19 protein-coding genes and 1 pseudogene are annotated in these 21058 nt (G+C 62.7%); 11 read left to right on the top strand and 9 right to left on the bottom strand.

The features are described from left to right. Positions 1-25: 25 nt before the first annotated feature. On the top strand, positions 26-865 hold the full coding sequence (gene rsmA, locus NKH43_RS03630; RefSeq protein ID WP_352588629.1) for a 16S rRNA (adenine(1518)-N(6)/adenine(1519)-N(6))-dimethyltransferase RsmA: 840 nt from the start codon (positions 26-28) through the stop codon (positions 863-865). A gap of 395 nt (positions 866-1260) precedes the next feature. Next, positions 1261-1758 (top strand): GFA family protein, encoded by a 498-nt coding sequence (locus NKH43_RS03635; RefSeq protein ID WP_352588632.1) that lies wholly within the window; start codon positions 1261-1263, stop codon positions 1756-1758. Here NKH43_RS03635 and NKH43_RS03640 read toward each other — a convergent pair. The 8 genes and pseudogenes from NKH43_RS03640 to fabD all read right to left on the bottom strand — a co-directional run bounded on the left by NKH43_RS03640 (position 1728) and on the right by fabD (position 9040). Further along, positions 1728-2348, bottom strand: a pseudogene (locus tag NKH43_RS03640) (glutathione S-transferase family protein). The gene NKH43_RS03635 and the pseudogene NKH43_RS03640 overlap by 31 nt on opposite strands. A 175-nt stretch (positions 2349-2523) precedes the next feature. Continuing rightward, positions 2524-3180, bottom strand: a complete 657-nt coding sequence (gene gmk / locus NKH43_RS03645) for a guanylate kinase (RefSeq protein WP_023719822.1) — start codon at positions 3178-3180, stop codon at positions 2524-2526. A gap of 33 nt (positions 3181-3213) precedes the next feature. Beyond that, positions 3214-4104, bottom strand: a complete 891-nt coding sequence (locus NKH43_RS03650) for a YicC/YloC family endoribonuclease (protein ID WP_023719823.1) — start codon at positions 4102-4104, stop codon at positions 3214-3216. Positions 4105-4241: 137 nt separating this feature from the next. Continuing rightward, positions 4242-5462, bottom strand: a complete 1221-nt coding sequence (gene mltG / locus NKH43_RS03655; RefSeq protein WP_352856656.1) for an endolytic transglycosylase MltG — start codon at positions 5460-5462, stop codon at positions 4242-4244. A gap of 93 nt (positions 5463-5555) precedes the next feature. Further along, positions 5556-6818 carry a beta-ketoacyl-ACP synthase II gene (gene fabF, locus NKH43_RS03660; RefSeq protein ID WP_023719825.1) on the bottom strand — a complete coding sequence of 421 codons (1263 nt, stop codon included), beginning with the start codon at positions 6816-6818 and terminating at the stop codon, positions 5556-5558. A 34-nt stretch (positions 6819-6852) separates the two neighbouring features. Then, positions 6853-7089: an acyl carrier protein gene (locus tag NKH43_RS03665; RefSeq protein WP_006203723.1), complete on the bottom strand. Its 237-nt coding sequence runs from the start codon at positions 7087-7089 to the stop codon at positions 6853-6855. 187 nt (positions 7090-7276) lie between these two features. Further along, positions 7277-8014, bottom strand: coding sequence for a 3-oxoacyl-[acyl-carrier-protein] reductase (gene fabG / locus NKH43_RS03670; RefSeq protein ID WP_023719826.1), 738 nt, complete (start codon positions 8012-8014; stop codon positions 7277-7279). Positions 8015-8074: 60 nt separating this feature from the next. Next, the gene (gene fabD, locus NKH43_RS03675; RefSeq protein WP_352856658.1) at positions 8075-9040 is read right to left on the bottom strand and encodes an ACP S-malonyltransferase; all 966 of its coding nucleotides are present in this window, start codon (positions 9038-9040) and stop codon (positions 8075-8077) included. A 246-nt stretch (positions 9041-9286) separates the two neighbouring features. On the opposite strand from fabD, the gene NKH43_RS03680 reads away from it, so the two are divergent. Next, positions 9287-11212: an LTA synthase family protein gene (locus NKH43_RS03680; RefSeq protein WP_352494869.1), complete on the top strand. Its 1926-nt coding sequence runs from the start codon at positions 9287-9289 to the stop codon at positions 11210-11212. 39 nt (positions 11213-11251) lie between these two features. Here NKH43_RS03680 and NKH43_RS03685 read toward each other — a convergent pair whose 3' ends face one another. Continuing rightward, the gene (locus NKH43_RS03685; protein ID WP_352856661.1) at positions 11252-12796 is read right to left on the bottom strand and encodes a pilus assembly protein TadG-related protein; all 1545 of its coding nucleotides are present in this window, start codon (positions 12794-12796) and stop codon (positions 11252-11254) included. A 463-nt stretch (positions 12797-13259) separates the two neighbouring features. On the opposite strand from NKH43_RS03685, the gene rpsF reads away from it, so the two are divergent. The 8 genes from rpsF (at position 13260) to radA (ending at position 21035) form a co-directional block, all read left to right on the top strand. Further along, positions 13260-13760: a 30S ribosomal protein S6 gene (gene rpsF, locus NKH43_RS03690; protein WP_352481813.1), complete on the top strand. Its 501-nt coding sequence runs from the start codon at positions 13260-13262 to the stop codon at positions 13758-13760. Continuing rightward, on the top strand, positions 13760-14008 hold the full coding sequence (gene rpsR / locus NKH43_RS03695) for a 30S ribosomal protein S18 (protein WP_006203718.1): 249 nt from the start codon (positions 13760-13762) through the stop codon (positions 14006-14008). The genes rpsF and rpsR overlap by 1 nt, the downstream gene beginning before the upstream one ends. Before the next feature lie 275 nt (positions 14009-14283). Next, on the top strand, positions 14284-14868 hold the full coding sequence (gene rplI, locus NKH43_RS03700) for a 50S ribosomal protein L9 (RefSeq protein ID WP_352481815.1): 585 nt from the start codon (positions 14284-14286) through the stop codon (positions 14866-14868). Positions 14869-15020: 152 nt separating this feature from the next. Beyond that, complete coding sequence (locus NKH43_RS03705; protein WP_023719832.1) at positions 15021-16310, top strand: cyclopropane fatty acid synthase; 1290 nt, start codon at positions 15021-15023, stop codon at positions 16308-16310. A gap of 82 nt (positions 16311-16392) precedes the next feature. Continuing rightward, entirely contained in the window at positions 16393-16716 is a 324-nt protein-coding gene (locus tag NKH43_RS03710) for a YnfA family protein (protein WP_352856663.1), read from the top strand. Positions 16717-16719: 3 nt separating this feature from the next. Then, positions 16720-17688, top strand: a complete 969-nt coding sequence (locus NKH43_RS03715; protein ID WP_352849220.1) for a small ribosomal subunit Rsm22 family protein — start codon at positions 16720-16722, stop codon at positions 17686-17688. A gap of 206 nt (positions 17689-17894) precedes the next feature. Further along, positions 17895-19385 (top strand): replicative DNA helicase, encoded by a 1491-nt coding sequence (locus tag NKH43_RS03720; protein WP_023677714.1) that lies wholly within the window; start codon positions 17895-17897, stop codon positions 19383-19385. 231 nt (positions 19386-19616) lie between these two features. Further along, positions 19617-21035, top strand: a complete 1419-nt coding sequence (radA, locus tag NKH43_RS03725; protein WP_023719836.1) for a DNA repair protein RadA — start codon at positions 19617-19619, stop codon at positions 21033-21035. Positions 21036-21058 lie beyond the last annotated feature (23 nt).

Raw genomic sequence — 21058 nt, forward strand, 5'->3', positions numbered from 1 at the left:
AGCCCAGCCCGATGAGCCCAGCCCGATGAGCATAGACGGGCTGCCGCCGCTGCGTGAGGTGATCGAGCGCCATGGGCTGCAGGCGAAAAAGGCGCTCGGCCAGAATTTTCTGCTCGACCTTAACCTGACAAGCAAGATTGCGCGGACCGCCGGCGACCTGAGCGATGTTACGGTTATCGAGGTCGGCCCCGGTCCGGGCGGGCTGACTAGGGCCCTGCTCCTCAACGGCGCCCAGCGGGTCGTCGCGATCGAGCGCGACGAGCGCTGCCTGGCGGCCTTGGCCGAGATCGCGAACCACTATCCGGGTCGGCTTGAGATCGTGGCCGGCGATGCGCTGAAAACTGATTTTGCAGCGCTTGCCAAAGGAGTGCCGGGAAGCAGCGGGTCGGCGAAAATCGTCGCCAACCTGCCTTACAATATCGGCACCGAATTGCTGATCCGTTGGCTGACCGTGACCGAGTGGCCGCCTTTCTACACATCGATGACGCTGATGTTCCAGCGCGAGGTCGCCGAACGCATTGCAGCCAGCCCCGGCAGCGAAGCCTATGGCCGGCTCGGCGTGCTGGCAGGCTGGCGGACGGAGGCGAGGATTGCCTTCGACGTGCCGCCGCAGGCGTTCACGCCGCCACCCAAGGTGACGTCCTCGGTTGTGCATCTGGTGCCACGCGCCAGCCCCTTGCCGGCAGAGGTGAAACGGCTCAGCCGCTTCACCGAAGCGGCGTTCGGCCAGCGCCGGAAAATGCTGCGGCAGAGCGTGAAAAGCCTTGGCGGCGAGGCGCTGCTCACCCGCGCCGGCATCGATCCGACCAGGCGTGCGGAGACGCTCAGCGTCGAGGAATTCGTGCGGCTGACGAATGCGGTGTGAGGCTGTAATGGAGGAACTTGGAGTGGTCGCTCGGTCTTTCCCACTTATCGAGGCAGGCGAGAAAATATCCACCATACGCTGGCGCAATATCGATTTTGCCGGGCTATATGCGCTATGTTTGTGACGGCGATGCCAGCAGGATCGCGATTGTGTGGGTCACGCGCTGCACCGATCTGCGCCTGTCCGAGGCGGCAGCGTTCCTTGGAGAGAATCGGAATGGCCCCAAGAGGTCACGGGGATGCGAGAGCACTATCCGCAGATCGGACGGACCGACATTGTACAGATCATTGAACACTTGACACCCGCCCAGACAAAGCGTCGCCCCGACTACCCGCCTGAAGTCCGATAAAAGTGTGCTATCTGGTAAACTTCGATCGCACAGAGGAATGCCAGTCGTGACGCTGCAGGAGCCGACCAACACCCGCACGCTAGGTGGATCATGCCAGTGCGGTGCAGTCACCTATAAGGTGACGGACGAGTTCATATTTGCCGTGAATTGCCATTGCTCGATCTGCCGTCGCGCAACCGGCGCAGCGTTCAAGCCACTCGCAGGCATAGAGCGTGTCAAATTGCGCATCACGAGTGGGGAGGACAAAATCCAGATCGTCGACGGCAATAGCTGGCATGACGAGCGATGCAAGCTATGCGGGTCGTTCCTTTTTGCGGTTGTTCGTGACGGCGCGTTCGCCCACATCGCTATGGGGACCCTCGTCGACGACCCAAACATTCGCCCAAGCGCGCACATTTTCGTCGGCTCCAAGGCACCTTGGTTCACCATTACAGACGACCTGCCGCAATATGACGAAAATATTGTCGAAGACAGGAGCGAATTCACGGAAGCGTCGAGCTTCATGTCGTTCCATCAGGAGAGCGATACCGCAAAGCCGCGTTGAACCCCCGGCCGTGCCATCATAGTCCCATACCAGCGCTCAACATTCGGAAATTCGGCAAGATCGACTTGATGCCGCTCGTGCCGCCATGCCCAGCCGAGAATAGCAAAATCGGCGATCGACAGCTCGCCCGAGAAATACTCGACCTCCGCCAGCCTCCGATCGGCGACTCCGTACAGGCGTCGGGTCTCTGCGCTATAGCGTGCCAGTCCGTAGCGGCGGTCCTGGTCGTCGGTCACGCCAAGAAAGTGGTGCACCTAGCCCGGCATCGGACCGAAACCACCCACCTGCCACATCAGCCATTCCAACACAGGGACTTGCGCGCTGAGTCTGGACGGCCAAAAGTGGCCGGTCTTCTGGCCTAGGTAAATTAGGATGGCACCCGACTCGAACACGCTGATCGGTCTACCGTCCGGTCCGGCGGGATCGACGATGGCGGGGATGCGATTGTTGGGGCTAATACGCAGAAACCCAGAGGCATGCTGTTCGCCCTTCGTGATGTCGACCACCTTCACCGTGTAGGGCAGCCCCATCTCCTCGAGCGCGACGCTGATCTTTCGGCCATTCGGTGTGTCAAAAGCCCCATAATTCAATCGGCATGCCAACTCTCTATCGCGTTTTATGCCGACGTTGATCGCTGGTACGAGGGCGTCTCTCTCGTCAACCAACATCGGCAAATGTCAATTATCCCGACAAGTGGACACTATCTTCGTGTGATCGCCACCGTCTCGAAAGACGCCGCAGGCCGGACGCTTACGATAAAGGTGCTCAATCCGTCTTCTCATCGAGCAGCCCCGAGACGAAATCGAACAAGCCCGGCCGGCGATCGCGTCTGAGCCGTTCGGCCGTGACGATGCCGCGCACCTCGGCGAAAGCGCGGTCAAGATCGTCGTTGACGATGACGAAATCATATTCCTTCCAGTGCTCGATCTCATTACGGGCGTTCTTGAGCCGCGTCTCGATTACCGCTTCCTGGTCCTCGGCGCGACGCTTCAGCCGCGCCTTCAATTCCTTCATCGACGGCGGCAGGATGAAGATCGAGACGATGTCGGCGCGCATCTTCTCCTTGAGCTGCTGAGCGCCTTGCCAATCGATGTCGAACAGCATGTCGCGGCCTTCTGCCAGCGCCTGTTCGGCCGGCTCGCGCGGCGTCGCGTAGCAATTGCCGTGCACCTCCGCCCATTCGAGCAGCGCATCGGAATCGCGCAGCCGCTCGAACTCGCGCATCGTGCGGAAGTGGTAATGGACACCCTCGATCTCGCTGCCGCGGCGTGGCCGCGTGGTGACCGAGACCGACAATTCCAGGCTGGAATCGCTCTCCAGCAGGTTGCGCGCGATCGTCGACTTGCCGGCGCCTGAGGGCGACGACAACACCAGCATCAGCCCGCGGCGCCGAATGCGGGAACCCACATCCCTAGTGGTCATGGGGCTTGGCAGTCATGTGGCTTGGCATCGGGATCATTCCAGATTCTGGACCTGTTCGCGAAACTGGTCGACGACCGCCTTCAGTTCCAGTCCGATGGCGGTGACCGCGGCAGCATTCGACTTGGAACACAGCGTATTCGATTCGCGGTTGAATTCCTGCGCCAGGAAATCGAGCTTGCGGCCGACGGCGCCACCGCCGGCGAGCAGCGCCCGGCCCGACGCCACGTGCGTCTTCAGCCGGTCGATCTCCTCGCGTATGTCGGCCTTGGTGGCCAGGAACGCCGCTTCCATATGCAGCCGGCTGGCATCCAGATTGGCTGATGCGTCCATCAGCAGCCGGATCTGCTCTGCAAGCCTTTCGCGGATCGTGGCCGGCTCGCGTGATGGATCGGCCTCGGCCCGCAGTGTCAGCGCCTCGATGGCATCGATATGGCCGGACAGCAGGGAACGAAGCGCCGCACCTTCGCCTTGGCGCGCCTGCTGCAGCCCGTCCAGTGCTGCTTCCAGCGCCGACAATATCGCGGTATCGAGCGCACTGCGCGCCTCTTCGGTTTCGATGGCTTCGGGAATGTCGAGCACGCCGCGCAGCGCAAGCAGTCCGTCGGCCGCCGCAGGCGCTACTCCGAACTGCTCCTGCAGCCGCTTGGCCAACCCCGCCAGATCCTTCAGGAAAGCCTCGTTGACCACGGGTTGCGCTTGCGCGCCGGCGGCGCGGCCAATGGTCAGCGTCATCTGGAAATTACCGCGCCCAAAACGCTTTTGCACCGTCTGCCTGACTGCCGGCTCCAGCCGGTCGAAACCTTGCGGCAGCCGCAGCCTGACCTCGACGCTCTTGCCGTTGACGGACTTGGCTTCCCAGGCAATCGAAGTGCCTTCGTGTTCGGCGACACTGCGCGCAAAACCGGTCATACTCTGCAAGTTCATGTTGCCGTGCGTCCCCTTGCCGAATGCCCCTCAAGCCGGAACGATTGCTCCGGACAGGATCATGTGAATTTCAATGCCATAGCAGCCCTTGCACATCCACCCGGACATGCACAGGGCCGACCTGATGGCGTCTGGCCCTACTGGGCGGCGGTAGCCCCCGCATCGTCAACGGTGGCTCCCGCCGGCGTGTCGGCTCCGGTATTGGTTGCCCCGGCCTTGGCGGCGTCCTGCGCCTGCTTTTTCAGCAGTGCCCGGTAGCGAGCGACATTCTCGTTATGCTCATCGAGCGTCGCGGCAAAGACGTGGCCGCCGCTGCCGTCGGCGACGAAGTAAAGATCGCTGGTCTTCGACGGATTGGCGACTGCCTCCAGCGCCGCACGGCCGGGATTGGCGATCGGCGTCGGCGGCAAGCCGTTGATCAGATAGGTGTTGTAGGGCGTCGGCTTCTGGATGTCCGACTGATAGATCGGGCGGTCGATGGGTTTGCCCTTGCCGCCGAACAGGCCGTAGATGATGGTCGGGTCCGACTGCAGCCGCATACCCTTGGCCAGCCGGTTGAGGAAGACGGCCGCTACCCGCGAGCGTTCATCGCCCTTACCTGTCTCCTTCTCGACGATCGAGGCCAGGGTGACAAAATCCTCAATGTTGGCGATCGGCAGATCCGGCGCTCGGCGCTGCCAGACTTCGTCGACCAGTCTTTTCTGGTCGGCCAGAAGCTTGTCGACCATCTGCTGGCGTGTTGCGCCGCGGGTGAAGCGCAGCGTGTCGGTGGCGAGGCTGCCCTCGGGTGGAGTGGTCGACGGCATATCGCCGGCCAGTGCGTCCTGCTCAGCGATCCGTTGCAGTGCCTGCTCGACCGTCAGCCCCTCGGGGATGGTCAGCGAATACATCACCGACTTGCCGCTCTTCAGCAGTTCCATGATATCGTGCATCGAAGCCTGCGGCTTGATCTCGTATTCGCCAGCCTTCAGGGCGGAATCATTGCCGAAGGCGCGTACGCCAAGGCGGAAGATGCGGGCGTCGCTGATCAGCCCTCGCCGCTCAAGCTGGTCGGCGATCTCCTGGACGCCGCTATTCGGCTTGACCAGGAAAGTGTCGCCATTGGCCGACGGGCCCGGCTCGTTGAATTCCTGCTTGCCGAAATACAGCGCAACGCCTGCCGCCAGAACCATCAGCATCACCGAAGAGATGACGAAGTTCATGAACACGACGAACTGGCTGCGCGAGGCACGCGAGCGCTTCGGCGGCGGCGTGCCGGCCTCGGGCCGCAACGCCTCGCTGGCCGTCTTCGGCACGATCGGGCCGGGGGTTGCTGCCCGTTGCCCGAATTCCCCGTTATCGGCCGGATTTGTGTTCATAGCGCCCTACCAATTGATCTTGCGACGAATCCCCTCGGGCAGAGTAGGGGCGAATATGGCAAAATTGACGGCAGACGCAAACCGGCGGAGCGGTCAGCCATTGTAGCGCTGGAAGACGAGCGAGGCGTTGGTGCCACCGAAGCCGAAGGAGTTGGACAGCGCCACGTCGATCTGCCGGGCTCGCGGCTTGTGCGGCACAAGGTCAATCGCCGTTTCGCGCTCCGGATTGTCGAGATTGATGGTCGGCGGCGCGATGTTGTCGCGAATGGCGAGGATCGAAAAGATCGCCTCGGCAGCACCAGCCGCGCCCAGCAGGTGGCCAATCGACGATTTCGTCGACGACATCGATATCTTCGAGGCGGCGTTGCCGACCAGCCGCTCGACGGCGCCGAGTTCGATGGTATCGGCCATGGTCGAGGTGCCGTGGGCGTTGATGTAGTCGACATCGGCGGGCGTCAGCTTCGCCCGGTTCAGCGCCGCCGTCATGCAACGGAAAGCGCCGTCGCCGTCCTCGGCTGGCGCGGTGATGTGATAGGCGTCACCGGTCAGGCCGTAGCCGGTGACCTCGGCATAGATCTTGGCGCCGCGGGCCTTGGCGTGTTCGAGCTCCTCGAGCACGACAACACCGGCGCCCTCGCCCATGACGAAACCGTCGCGATCGCGATCATAGGGGCGCGAGGCCGTTTGCGGCGCGTCGTTGCGGTCGGTGGAGAGCGCGCGGCAAGCCGCGAACCCAGCGATCGAAAGCCTCGTCACCGGCGCTTCGGCGCCGCCTGCGACCATAACGTCGGCATCGCCCCATATGATCAGCCGGGCGGCATCGCCGATGGCGTGCGCACCGGTCGAGCAAGCGGTGACGACGGCATGGTTGGGGCCTTTCAGCCCATGCCGGATCGAGACCTGGCCGGACACGAGGTTGATGATTTGGCCGGGGATGAAGAACGGGCTGATGCGGCGCGGACCGCGTTCCTTGAGGATCATCGCATTCTCGGCGATGCCTTCGATGCCGCCGATGCCGGAACCGATCAGCACGCCGGTGGCGCACTGTTCCTCATGCGTCTTCGGCTGCCAGCCGGAATCCTTGAGCGCCTCGTCGGCGGCCGCGATCCCGTACAGGATGAAGTCGCCGATCTTGCGCAGTTCCTTCGGCTCGAGAACGGCTTCAGGATTGAAAGTGGCATTGGAGCCGTCACCGCGCGGAATGACGTGGGCGACCTTGCAGGCAAGGTCTTCCACCTCGAATTCGGTGATGCGCTTGGCTGCACTGCGGCCGGTCAGAAGCTCATTCCAGCTGTGCTCGAAGCCCATGCCGAACGGCGAAAGCAGCCCAAGGCCCGTGACGACGACACGCCTCATCGCAGGTCCTCCCCGGTGATGACTGCAAATAGCGTCAGGCCGAGGCCTTGTCGATGTATTTCACCGCATCGCCAACAGTCAGGATGGTCTCGGCCGCATCGTCGGGGATTTCGACGCCGAACTCTTCTTCGAACGCCATGACAAGTTCGACCGTGTCGAGGCTGTCCGCGCCCAGATCATCGATGAAGCTCGCCTGCTCCGTCACCTTGTCGGCATCGACGCCAAGGTGCTCGATGACAATCTTCTTGACGCGCTCTGCGGTGTCACTCATTTGGGCATCCTCGTCTTTTGGTTGTCTGTCTTCGTTAGCGGGCAGAATGCCGCTAATCAAGCTGAAAGATGGTCCTGCCGGAAACGCAGCGGAACAGGACCGGTTTTTGCCCGAACCGCCGGGTTGCGGGCGGCATTACACGAAAAATTCCGTGCATCCAAGACGGAATGAAGCGTTTTCCCAAGTGTTAGATCATTGCCATGCCGCCATTGACATGAACGGTCTGGCCGGTGACGTAGGCCGCCTCATTGGAAGCGAGGTAGGCGACGGCAGAGGCGACTTCGGCGCCCGTGCCCATGCGCCGCGTCGGGATCGCCGCCATGATCGCCTCTTTCTGCTTGTCGTTGAGCTTGTCGGTCATCGCCGATTCGATGAAGCCCGGGGCGACGCAGTTGACGGTTATATTGCGGGTGGCGATCTCCTGCGCCAGCGATTTGGAAAAGCCGATCATACCGGCTTTGGAGGCGCAATAATTGGCCTGGCCGGGATTGCCGGTGACGCCGACCACTGAAGTGATGTTGATGATGCGGCCATGGCGGCGCCGCATCATCGGATGGGTAAGCTCGCGGGTCAGCCGGAACACGGCGGTCAAGTTGACCTCGATCACGCTATCCCAGTCGGCATCAGCCATGCGTACGAACAACCCGTCCTTCGTGATGCCGGCATTGTTGACGAGGATGTCGACGCCTTCGAGATCGGCCTCCGCCTTCTGGCCAAGCGCCTTGACCTCGTCGCGATTGGAAAGATTGGCCGGAAACAGCTTGACCCGGTCGCCCAGTTCGGCGGCCAGCGCCTCCAGTTTCTCGATACGCGTGCCGTGCAGGCCGACGATGGCGCCCTGGCCATGCAGCACGCGGGCGATCGCCTCGCCGATGCCCCCCGATGCGCCGGTGACGAGCGCCTTGCGGCCGGTCAATTCGAACATTTTTGTCTCCTGATCTGAGCGAACACCCTTCGCACGGAGCGGGGTCAAATCGCCAGTTGATTATGCAAGCGCCGCCAGCGCCGCCTCGACATCCGCCGCGGATCCGATTGCACTGGTGGCAATATCGCGGTTAATGCGCCGCGCCAGCCCCGACAGAACCTTGCCGGCGCCTACTTCATATAGCGTCGCAACGCCATTCGCGCCGAACCACTCCACCGTTTCGCGCCAGCGCACGCGCCCGATCACCTGTTCGACGAGGCGGCGGGCGATCTCGTCGGGATCGCTCGTCGGGGTCACCGTAACATTGGAGACCAGCGGCACGGCCGGTGCACTCTTCGTCACGGCGGCCAGTGCCTCCCGCATGATCTCGGCCGCCGGCTTCATCAATGCCGAATGGAAGGGCGCCGAAACCTGCAGCATCAGCGCCCGCTTGGCGCCCTTCTCCGTGCATAGCTTCGCCGCCAGTTCGACCGCCGACCTGGCGCCGGAGATTACCAGCTGGCCGCCCCCATTATCATTGGCGATCTGGCAAACCATGGCTTGCGCGGGATCTTTGGCCGCGCCTTGGGCAGCCTCTGCGCAGGCGGCTTCGACGTCGGCTTGTTCCAGCCCGATGATCGCCGCCATGGCGCCCTCGCCGGCCGGTACCGCCGCCTGCATGGCGTTACCCCGGATGCGCAACAGTCGGGCGGCGTCGGCGACCGAAACGAAACCGGCGGCCGCAAGTGCCGAATATTCGCCAAGCGAGTGGCCGGCGACATAGGTGACCTTGCCTTTCAGGGAGAAGCCGCGCGCCTCCAACGCCCGGATTGCGGCAAGCGACACCGCCATCAGCGCCGGCTGGGCATTGGCGGTCAGCGTCAGCGTCTCTTCCGGGCCTTCCCAGATAAGCTTCGATAGATTTTCGCCGAGCGCATCATCGACTTCCTTGAAGATCCGCCGCGATTCAACAAAGGTATCGGCAAGGTCCTTGCCCATGCCGACAGCCTGGCTGCCCTGCCCCGGAAAGGTGAATGCGATGGCCATCGGCGGCTCCCAGCTGCTGGTTCTCGTTGCCTGTGACGCAAGGCGTGCGGCCAAGTCAAGTCCAACCTTGACCGCGCAACGTCGGCCGAGTGCCTGTTTCGGCAGGCTTTTTGGCGATCACTCATGATGAAAACCGCTCACGATTTGTTTGCTGGCTCTTCTTATTTCCGCCACAGGCGCTAGCTTTGCGTGACAGTTCGATGACAGTCGAGTGACGCTTTTGTTGCGGGCCGGGGAACTATCGCAGTGGCAAAGACCAAGAAGAGCGCAGCCGAGGCCGCGCCACAGTTTCTCGAAGGCGATCCGGCCACCGGCTATCTGCCAGGGCGCAAATGGCCTGTCATCCGCTATGGCTTCATCAGCCTGTTGGCCGCGGCCATCCTGGTGTTCGCTATCGAATTGATCGTGCGCGGCAACTTTGCCGGCACCATCGACTTCTTTCTGCAGCCCTTCAAACCCGGCTGGACCACAATCATCATTTTTGCGTTGATCCTCATAGGGCTCGACGCCGTGCTCGGCCGCAGCCATCAGAGCCTGATGATCCTCGCGCCGCTGACGTTGTCGCTGGCGTTCGTCGGCCACCAGAAGTCGCTCTATCTCGGCGATCCGCTCTATCCGACCGATTTCCTCTATTCCCGGCAGATCGTGGCGCTGATGCCGCTCCTGGTACGCGATCGCCCGGGAACCGCCATTGCCCTGGCGATCGGCATCGTCGGCGGGCTGTCGCTTCTCGTCTATGGCTGGCGGCTATGGCGCCGCCGCGTTCCGGCGCTCAGCCACAAGGGCCGCCTTGCCCGGCTGACGCTGACAGTGCCGCTGATCGCCTTCTTCGTCTCCATCATGGACTATGCCACTTTCTCATGGACGCGCGACCGGCTGCAGATCATCCCGATCATGTGGGACCAGAAGGAAAACTATGCCTCGAACGGTTTTGCGCTCGCATTCGCGCTGAACGTCCCGATGGCCCATGTCTCGGCGCCGCCCGGCTATTCCGGCAAGGCGATCGAAGCGATCGGCAAACCGCAGGTGACGGTCTCGGTACCCGCCGAGAAGCCCGACATCATCGTCGTCATGAGCGAATCCTTCTGGGATCCGACCAAGCTGCCCGGCGTCACCATCACGCCCGACCCTATCCCCAATGTGCGGGCACTGCGCACGGGCTACATGTTCTCGCCCGAATTCGGCGGCATGACGGCCAACATCGAGTTCGAGGCCCTGACCGGCTTTTCCAACGCCTTCCTGCCGGCGGGCAGTATTCCTTACCAGCAATATGTGCGGACACCGACCCCGTCACTGGCGACCTTCCTGAAAAGTCAGGGCTATCGGGCACGCGCCATCCACCCCGGCACCAACTGGTTCTGGAACCGGGGAGCCGTCTATGCCGATTTCGGCTTCAACGACTTCAAGTCCGAGGAGACGTTGCCGCCCATGCAAAAACGCGGACCGCTCGCGTCGGACGCGGCGATGACCGACGAGATCATCCACGAGGCCGATACCAGCGCCGAGCCGGTGTTCTTTTTCGCCGTCAGCCTGCAGAACCACGGGCCGTATGAGCCGTATCGCTATAACAATCCGACCCATAAGGTGCAGGCGCCGATCAGCCAATGGGCGCGTGAATCGCTGTTGAGCTACGCCGAAGGCTCTTCCGACGCGGACCGCGGCCTCGAGCGGCTGATCGAATGGGCGAAGAAACGCCAGCGGCCGACGGTCATCGCCTTCTTCGGCGACCATCTGCCGCCGCTTGGGCCGGTCTACGTCGAGACCGGTTTCATGAAGGACAATGTCGCGCCGCGCAAGGAGGCGGCCGACCAGATGCTGCTGCATCACCAGACGCCGCTGATCGTCTGGTCGAACCGCAGCGGCCCGGCCGAGGATCTCGGCGCCGTCAGCCCAGCCTTCCTGCCCTACCATATCCTGAAGACTGCCGGCATCAGTCATCCCTATTATACCGGCTTCCTCGGCCAGTTGCGGGAGCACTACCGCGTCATCGACCGCAATTTGCTGTTGGCACCGGCGGGCGACGCCACCCCCGATTGGTCGCGTCAGAAAGAGATCGACCCGGCAATCCGCGACTTCCGTCTGCTGCAGTACGACATGATGTTCGGCAAGCGCCATGCGGCGCCCGACTTCTTCCCCGAAACCACAGGGAAAGTGGCTGCGCACACGAGTTGAGCAGCGGCGGCGGAACGGCCGTTGGGCGACTGACGTCGTTCAGTTCGTCAAGTGCAGTTGCGAAATCGAGCTTCCGATTTTCAGGAAGACGCTTTCGAGCTGACTGACGTCGTTGGTCGGGTAATAATCCGACGGCGACGACGCGCAGGCCTCGTAGAGCTTGCGGTTGGCTGCGGTGTCGGCCTGCAGCAGTACTGTGAAGATCTGCACGTCCTGTTTCTTCAACGTGTTGCAGACATTGGTTGTCCAGTCGTCGACATTGCGCGCGGCCGCGGTCTGGTCGCTGGATCCGAACCGACCCGAAGCCAGGAACCCGTAAGAACCATAGTCCGACTTCTGTGGCGTATCCTTCGCGCCATAGACAACATTTTCGCCGTCGGTGAGCAGCAGCACCGTTTTGGTCGTGCCTGACGCCCTGAACGGCGCGCCGTCACTGTAGGGCGGTTCCGGCGAGAGTACCCGCATCCCCCATGACAACCCTTCCGAAACATTGGTCCCCGAGCCGTTCCATTCGATCATCTCACTGACGGCCTTACGCAATTTGTCGAAATCGTCGGTCAGCGGCACTATCGGCGTCGGACAGGCCCGGTTTGGGCCGATGGTCAGGGGGCCTTTCTTGTCGTTGATCAGCTTCATCGTCGAAACACTGTACTTCGCGATGTCGCCGGTGAGGCCGGGAAGCAGGGTGATAACCGTATCGTCGAGATAGGAATTATTGTAGCCGGTCGCCGAATTGCCATAGGAGCTGTTCGGATTTTTGGCGTTACCTGGATCGTCCGGCGCGAAATAAGGTACGAACAGGGTGTCCGGTTTGTTTTGGTCGGGCGAAATGTCGGAAACATTGTTGGTTCCGGGCCGCGCCTCGACGCAGCCTCTCCATTCGACGCCCAATTGCTTGAACAGGTCCATATGGGTGATGCGCTTGCCGCCGACCAAGGGGAAATTGGCGCCATTGTTCGGCGATTTGCCGGCCATGTCGATCCAGGACGGATCGTAGTCCTCGCCCTTGACGTTGACCGCGGTGACGAACGGCACCACTGCGACACGTACGCTGCGCGTCGGCGACTTCGCGGCTTGGAGCATATCGATCAAGCCCGTCGCCGCCGTCCGCAATGCGCCGATGCGGTCGTTGCTGGCCATCGACCCGGTATTGTCGAGCACCAGCACGACTTCGAGCTGATTGGTCGATTCGATGGCGCCAGCATCGACGGTGATGCGCTTGTCGTTGCCGAACAGGAAAGCGAAGTTCAAGTTGACGTCCGCCGCGGCGACAGCCTTTGTCTGGATGTAATTGAGGCCCCTTTCGACGGTAAGCGTCGCTTCGGCGTTCCTCAACTCGCTGTGGCCGGCGACATTGGTCTGGAAATAGCGGTCGAAGACGTCCTTGCGCGTGGCCTCGATGTCGCCGAGATGCGAAGATGCAAGGTTCGCGGCATCGAGCGCGTTCTGCAAGCTGACCTTGGCCCTCATCAAGGTGGACACGTCCACGGCAAACGCGACGGCCGTCAGAACCGCAGGCAGCCCGAACGCCAGCATCAGGGCAAAGTTGCCGCTCTTCGAACGGCAGAACTTGTCGAACAGCATTTTACCCCCAAAACCGCCGTGCTGCAGGTGTCGCGCGAAGTGTTTCGTTTTGCATTCGCATGATGAACGACGGGTTGCCACCATGCCCGCCGGCACGGGAACTTCGCATGATGGTTAAGGTCAGGTTTCAGGAAATCCGTAAAACCTTGCCATCGAGGCCCGTTGTGCTCTGGAAGGTAGGGCGCTAATCGAGCCGTTTGGCCTGTCGTTTGGCCTTGCTTTGCGGTCAAATTCCTGTATAGACGCCCGCAATCTGCCGGTCCTTGCTGGGGGCTGAACGGAGGGCCGGAGGTTTTCGAACCTTCGCGTGGAGCCAGAAGCGCTTCCGCCTCCCGTGTCTCCGCTCTCGACCGTCTCGTCATGCTCCTTTCTTCCCCGTCTTCGCAAGGATCGCGGGTCAGAGAAGTTGCAGAGGCTTTTGCCGCCGGGAACCGGGAGAGAAACGAAGAAAGGCACGAACACTATGGCTCTATACGAACATGTGTTTCTTGCCCGGCAGGACCTCTCGCAGCAGCAGGTCGATGCACTTGTCGAACAGTACAAGGGCGTCCTCACCGCGAATGGCGGGTCCGTCGGCCGGGTCGAGAACTGGGGACTGAAGTCCCTCACCTACCGGGTCAACAAGAACCGGAAGGCATATTATACACTCATGGACATCACCTGCCCGCCGGCCGCGCTCAATGAGATGGAGCGCCAGATGGGCCTGTCCGAGGACGTGCTGCGTTTCCTGACCATCAAGGTCGATGCGCATGAGGAAGGCCCGTCGGCAATGATGCAGAAGCGCGAAGAGCGCTCGGAACGCGGCGGCTTCGGCGACCGCGACCGTGGCGATCGTGGCCCGCGCTCATTCGGCGACCGCGATCGCGGTGACCGTGGTGATCGTCCGCCGCGCAGCTTCGGCGATGGGGGTGCCGATCGTGGCCCGCGCCGTCCGCGCGAAGGCTTTGAAGGAGCCGCAGAATAATGGTCGACATCAACCAGATCCCAACCCGGCGCCCCTTCCACCGTCGCCGCAAGACTTGCCCGTTCTCCGGCGCCAACGCGCCGAAGATCGACTACAAGGACGTGCGGCTTCTGCAGCGCTACATTTCCGAGCGCGGCAAGATCGTGCCGTCGCGCATTACCGCCGTCAGCCAGAAGAAGCAGCGCGAACTCGCCAAGGCGATCAAGCGCGCCCGCTTCCTCGGCCTGCTGCCCTACGTGGTCCGCTAAGACTGATTAGTTGACCATGATCTTATCCGAAAACCGGTTTTCACTTTTCGGGATCATGGTCTAGCCAGCGGGCGGTTCGCCGCCTGCTTTTTTCACCGGCCACGACGGGCGTAGCTGGATCGAACACCAAATCCCGGGTTGGATTTCGACAAGAGATCCTAACTGCCGCGACAGGCAGGACAGCGACACAGGCGGCGACGCCCCAGCTTCCTGACCTGTTCCAGACAATTCGGCGCCGATCCTGAGGATAGGCGCCCAACCGAAGGAACAAAACCATGGAAGTCATTCTTCTCGAACGCGTTTCCCGGCTCGGCCAGATGGGCGACACCGTCAGGGTCAAGGACGGGTTCGCCCGAAATTTCCTGCTGCCGCAGGGCAAGGCGCTGCGCGCCAACGAAGGTAACAAGAAGAAGTTCGAGGGACAGCGCGCCCAGCTCGAAGCTCGGAACCTGGAGCGCAAGTCCGAGGCCGCGCAGATTGCTGAAAAGCTCGACGGCAAGAGCTTCATCGCCGTGCGCTCGGCCGGCGAGACCGGTCAGCTCTATGGTTCGGTGTCGACGCGCGACATCGCCGAGCTGTTGACGGCGGAAGGTTTTTCGGTGAACCGCAACCAGATCCTTCTCAATCAGCCGATCAAGACCATCGGCGTCACCAACGTGGCGATCGCGCTGCACCCGGAAGTCGAGGTCACCATCACGCTCAACATTGCCCGCACGGCCGACGAAGCCGAGCGCCAGGCCAAGGGCGAAACGCTGACCACCGCCGAAGCCATCTACGGCGAAGACATCAACGACAATGCGCGGCCGGAAAATTTCTTCGATCCGAACGCGGAGTTCGAGGGCGGCGAAGACAACGGCTGATCGTTGTTCGCCGGCATTCGTCGGCTAATACCTATCTGGACCAATGCCCGGGCCTCGCACCCGGGCATTTTTATGCCAAATGGAACTTTTCGAACCCCTATATCTTGATGCAGAATAGGACAGCATGTCTGGCCGAGAGGGGACAATTGGTCATGAATATTCTGCTTAAGCGCGTTCTCGACCGCCTGGTCCGCACAGGCAATCTCAAGGTGACAGGGCCGCAAGGCTCGATGGTGACTTTTGGTGACGGCAGCGGCGAGCCGGTGCACATGCACATCAAGACAAGGCATGCCGAGCGCGCCATCACTTTTGATCCGATGCTGGCGGTGCCGGAAGCCTACATGGACGGTGAACTCGACATTATCGAGGGCGGCGTGCTGGGGGTGATGCGCATTGCGTTCCAGAACATGGGCAGCGGCGGCATCGATGCCACCTGGTCGAAGGCGATCGAGGGTCTGCGCCACGCCTTCCGGCGCCTGCAGCAGATCAACACGGCGTCGCGGGCGCGCCGCAACGTGCAGCGCCACTACGATCTGTCGGGCGACCTCTATCGCCTCTTCCTCGATGAAGACATGCAGTATTCCTGCGCCTATTTCGAGCAGCCGGACATGACGCTCGATGAGGCCCAGGCAGCCAAGAAGCGCCACATCGCCGCCAAGCTCAGGTTGAAAGCGGGCCAGACGGTACTCGACATCGGCTCCGGCTGGGGCGGGCTTGGCCTTTATCTCGCCAAGGCGTTCGACGTCGACGTGCAAGGCGTGACGCTGTCGACCGAGCAGCACGGCGTCGCCACCGACCGCGCGCACGCGCAAGGCCTGCAAAACCGGGTGCATTTCGACCTCAAGGACTATCGCGAGCTCAATGAGCGTTTCGACCGCATCGTCTCGGTCGGCATGTTCGAGCATGTCGGCGTCAATCATTTCCGTACCTTCTTCGACAAGTCGGCGACGCTGCTGAAGCCGGACGGTGTCATGCTGCTGCACACGATCGGCCGTTCCGGTGTGCCGTGGGCGACCAGCGCCTTCATTCGCAAATACATCTTCCCGGGCGGCTATATCCCGTCGCTCTCCGAAGTGATGCCGGCTATCGAAAAGTCGGGGCTCGTCGTCACCGACATCGAGGTTCTGCGGCTGCATTATGCCGAGACGCTGAAGCATTGGGGCGAGCGCTTTGCCGCCAACCGCGACAAGGCCAAGGCGATCTATGACGAGCGCTTCTGCCGCATGTGGGAGTTCTATCTTGCCGCCTCGGAAGCTGCCTTCCGATGGCAGGATCTGGTGATCTTCCAGATCCAGATCGCCAAGAAGAACGACACGCTGCCGGTGACGCGCGACTACATGGCCAGTTGCGAGAAGGCGCTGGAGATGCGCGATCTTGGACGTCGTGAAAAGGCTCCTGCGGCCAAGCCCACTCGCCGCCGCAAGGTGGCGGATCCGGAGTAGACTGCCGGCGATCGCGCCATTGCCGCTTGCCATTGCCGGCTGGCACGCTGAAAAAGGTCTCGTCAACGCGGGACCTTTTTTCATGACCTACCTCCTCTACGTCGCCGCCGCACTTGCCGAGATCGCCGGCTGCTTCTCGTTCTGGGCGTGGTGGCGGCTGGATAAGTCGCCGCTGTGGTTGGCGCCCGGTCTCGTCTCACTGGTGCTATTCGCGTGGCTGCTGGCGCTTGTCGACGCCAGTGCGGCGGGCCGGGCCTATGCCGCCTATGGCGGCATCTACATTGCCGCCTCGCTGGTCTGGCTATGGTTGGCGGAAGGCGTGCACCCCGACAGTTGGGATCTTGCCGGTGCCACGATGTGCATCATTGGCGCCTCGGTCATCGTGCTCGCACCTCGGGCTGCGTAGACCATGGAACTGCCCGCCCCGCTTAGACAAGGCGTCGACCGCCTTCTCGAACAGGTGCCGTTGCCGATGATCAAGCAAGCGGCCAAGACGCTGTCGGACCGCTACCGCGCCGAGTTGCGCGATGGCCGCCTGCACATGGCCGAAGAAATGGCGGTTAAGGCCTATCTGGCAACGCGGCTTCCGGCGACCTATGCGGCCGTCCGTGCCAGCCTCGATGCGGTGGGCGAGTCTCGGCCCGACTATGCTCCGAAGACCTTGCTCGATGTCGGCGCCGGCCCTGGCACGGTGCTTTGGGCCACAATCGATCTCTGGCCCGATCTCGAACAGGCAGTGCTGCTCGAGGCCGGTGCCGCGGTGCGGCGGGTCGGCGAGGCGCTTGCCGCCGAGGCAATCCATGCCAAGACCGCCTGGCTGACCGGCGACGTCACCATCGACCTGGTCGATCTGGAGCCGGCCGAGCTGGTGACTTCGGCTTATGTGCTGGATGAGATCGCGCCGGCATCGCTGGCAAAACTAATCGACCGGCTCTGGCAGCTGACCGCCGACACGCTGCTGGTCGTCGAGCCAGGCACGCCGGCCGGCTGGCAGCGCATCCTTGCCGTGCGGCGGCAGCTGATCGAGGCGGGGGCGCACGTGCTCGCGCCCTGCCCGCATGAGGCGCCCTGCCCACTTGTCGCTCCCGACTGGTGCCATTTCGCCCGCCGCGTCGCCCGCTCGCGCCTGCACCGTCTGGCCAAGGATGCCGAGGTGCCGTGGGAGGACGAAAAGTTCATCTTTGTCGCCGCTTCCCGTCATCCGGCCGCTCCGCCCCGCGCGCGGGTGATCGCACCGCCGAAATCGGGCTCCGGCAAGGTCTTGCTGAAGCTTTGCCAACAGGATGGTCATGCCGCCGAGCGACTGTTCACGAAGCGCGACGGCGAGACGTTCAAGGCCGCGCGGCGACTGGACTGGGGTGACGCCTTGCCGGAATGATCGGCAGCTATTTTCCTGTTTTGTTCTCGCCCAAGAACGGTTAGGCTCGCCATCTTGATTCGAGTCAATCGAGATTCTTTCCACCGAAGTATCTTGGCTGTGAATCGCGGGCATCAAAGTTGGTTGGTTGGGGACTGATGCAGATAAGTCATCACCGACTTGTCTCGTTCTGATATCGAGAGACCGGGATCAGGACCGGGGACATCATGGCAGAGGCAGCACGAAAATTCGGCGTGGCGGAAACACCGCTCTATCGCGAGGCGCCGAACAACATCGAGGCCGAGCAGGCGCTGCTCGGCGCCATACTGGTCAACAACGATGCGTTCTACCGCGTCTCCGACTTTCTGAAGCCTGGCCATTTCTACGAGCCGCTGCACAGGAAGATCTTCGAGGTCGCGGCCGAGCTCATCCGCATGGGCAAGATCGCGACGCCGATCACGCTGAAGACCTTCCTGCCGGCCGACGAGAAGGTCGGCGACATGACGGTGGCGCAATATGTCGTGCGGCTGGCGGTCGAGGCCGTCACCGTCGTCAACGCCACCGACTATGGCCGCGCCATCTACGATCTGGCCACGCGCCGCGCGCTGATCACCGTCGGCGAGGACATGGTCAACATCGCCTATGACGCGCCGGTCGACATGTCGCCCTCCGACCAGATCGAGGACGCCGAGCGGCGGCTGTTCGAGCTGGCCGAGACCGGCCGCTACGACGGCGGCTTCGAGAGCTTCACCGACGCTGTCAAGACGGCGGTCGACATGGCCAATGCCGCCTATATGCGCGACGGGCATTTGTCGGGCGTCGCCACCGGCTTGCGCGACCTCGACCGTCGCATGGGCGGCCTGCAGTCGTCCGACTTGATCATCATTGCCGGCCGCCCCGGCATGGGTAAAACCTCGCTCGCCACCAACATCGCCTTCAATATCGCGGAGGCGTATGTCCCGGCGCAGCAGGCCGACGGCTCGTTCAAGGCGGCCAATGGCGGCGTCGTCGGCTTCTTTTCGCTCGAAATGTCATCCGAACAGCTCGCCACCCGCATTATTTCCGAACAGACCGAAATCCCGTCGTCGAAAATCCGCCGCGGCGAGATCAGCGAGATGGATTTCGAAAAGCTCGTCGCCTGTTCGCAGACCATGCAGAAAATCCCGCTGTTCATCGACCAGACCGGCGGTATTTCCATCGCTCAGCTGTCCGCCCGCGCGCGTCGCCTGAAGCGCCAGCGCGGTCTCGACGTCATCGTCATCGACTATATCCAGCTGATGCAGGGATCGAGCGCGAAATCATCGCAAAACCGCGTCCAGGAAATCACCGAGATCACCACCGGGCTCAAGGCACTGGCCAAGGAGTTGGCGGTGCCGATCATCGCGCTGTCGCAGCTGTCGCGCCAGGTCGAGAGCCGCGACGACAAGCGCCCGCAGCTTTCGGATCTGCGCGAATCGGGCTCCATCGAGCAGGACGCCGATGTGGTGCTGTTCGTCTACCGCGAGGAATATTATCTGAAGAACCGCGAGCCGAAGCCGGGCACCGACGAATACATCAAGTGGGAACACGAGATGAACGAGATGCGCGGCAAGGCCGAGGTAATCGTCGCCAAGCAGCGCCACGGCCCAACGGGATCGGTCAGCCTCGCCTTCCAGGGCGAGTTCACCCGCTTCTCGGACCTCGCGGAAGAGCATCATTTGCCGGATCGGTTCGAGTAGCTTGTTGGCCAACCGTCGCGTTCCGTTACACCCCCCTCTGGCCTGCCGGCCATCTCCCCCGCAAGGGGGGAGATCGGCAGTTTTGTCGCCGGCTCTCTTCTTGCGGCATCGGCGATTGGCGAAAGCATCAATGACAGCCAATCTCCCCCCTTGCGGGGGAGATGTCCGGCAGGACAGAGGGGGGTGGGCAGGATCGACGAGCCTCGGCAATTGGCAAGCGACGCGACGCTGATGGCCAAATCCCGTATCCAGTTCATCTGTCAGAATTGCGGTTCGGTGCATCAGCGTTGGGCCGGCAAATGTGATGCCTGCGGCGAGTGGAACACGCTGGTCGAGGAAGGCACGTCGGGCGGCATCGGCTCCGGCCCGGCCAACACCCGCAACGCCCGCAAGGGCCGCGCGGTGGTGCTGACCAGCCTCTCCGGCGACATCGAGGACGCGCCGCGCATCGTCTCCGGCATCGGCGAACTCGACCGCGCCACCGGCGGCGGCTTCGTGCGCGGCTCGGCGCTTTTGGTCGGCGGCGATCCCGGCATCGGCAAGTCGACGCTGCTCACCCAGGCTGCAGCCGCACTGGCGGCAAAGGGCCACCGCATCGTCTACGTCTCCGGTGAAGAAGCGGTCGCCCAGATCAGGCTGCGCGCCCAGCGGCTCGGCGTCGCCGACACCCCGGTCGAACTCGCCGCCGAGACCAACGTCGAGGACATCCTCGCCACCATTGCCGATGGCAAGCGGCCGGACCTGGTCATTCTCGATTCGATCCAGACGCTATGGACCGACATGGCCGATTCAGCGCCCGGCACGGTGACCCAGGTGCGTGCCGCCGCCCAAGCGATGATCCGCTATGCAAAATCCACAGGGGCGGCGATCGTTCTGGTCGGCCATGTCACCAAGGAGGGCCAGATCGCCGGCCCACGCGTCGTCGAGCACATGGTCGACGCGGTGCTCTATTTCGAGGGCGAAGGCGGCCACCACTACCGCATCCTGCGAACGGTCAAGAACCGCTTCGGGCCAACCGACGAGATCGGCGTCTTCGAAATGTCGGACAAGGGCTTGCGGGAAGTCGCCAACCCGTCCGAGCTTTTCCTCGGTGAACGTCACGCGAAATCGCCGGGTGCCGCGGTTTTCGCCGGCATGGAAGGCACACGGCCGGTGCTGGTCGAGATCCAGGCGCTGGTAGCACCTTCGACGCTCGGCACGCCACGCCGCGCCGTCGTCGGCTGGGACGGCGCCCGGCTGTCGATGATCCTGGCGGTTCTGGAAGCCCATTGCGGCGTTCGCTTCGGCACGCATGACGTCTATCTCAACGTTGCCGGCGGTTACCGCATTTCGGAGCCGGCGGCCGACCTGGCTGTGGCGGCGGCACTGGTTTCCTCGCTCACCGGTCTTGCCCTTCCCGCCGATTGCGTCTATTTCGGCGAAATCAGCCTTTCGGGGGCGGTGAGGCCGGTTGCGCATGCGCAGCAGCGCCTTAAGGAAGCCGAAAAGCTGGGTTTCGGAAGCGCGGTTCTGCCCTTGGGCAGCGAGGAACTTGTTGGTGGTAATGGGGCCGGGGGGATCGGAGCCGGCGCTTTCCAGCCCACCGAGCTTGCCGATCTCGTGGCGCGCATAGCCGGCTCTCGGCGCAGCCGCGCCGACGAGCAAGACTGATGCGGCTCGTCGAGTCGTGAAAA

The organism is Mesorhizobium sp. M1163 (assembly GCF_040318415.1).
Taxonomy (GTDB): domain Bacteria; phylum Pseudomonadota; class Alphaproteobacteria; order Rhizobiales; family Rhizobiaceae; genus Mesorhizobium.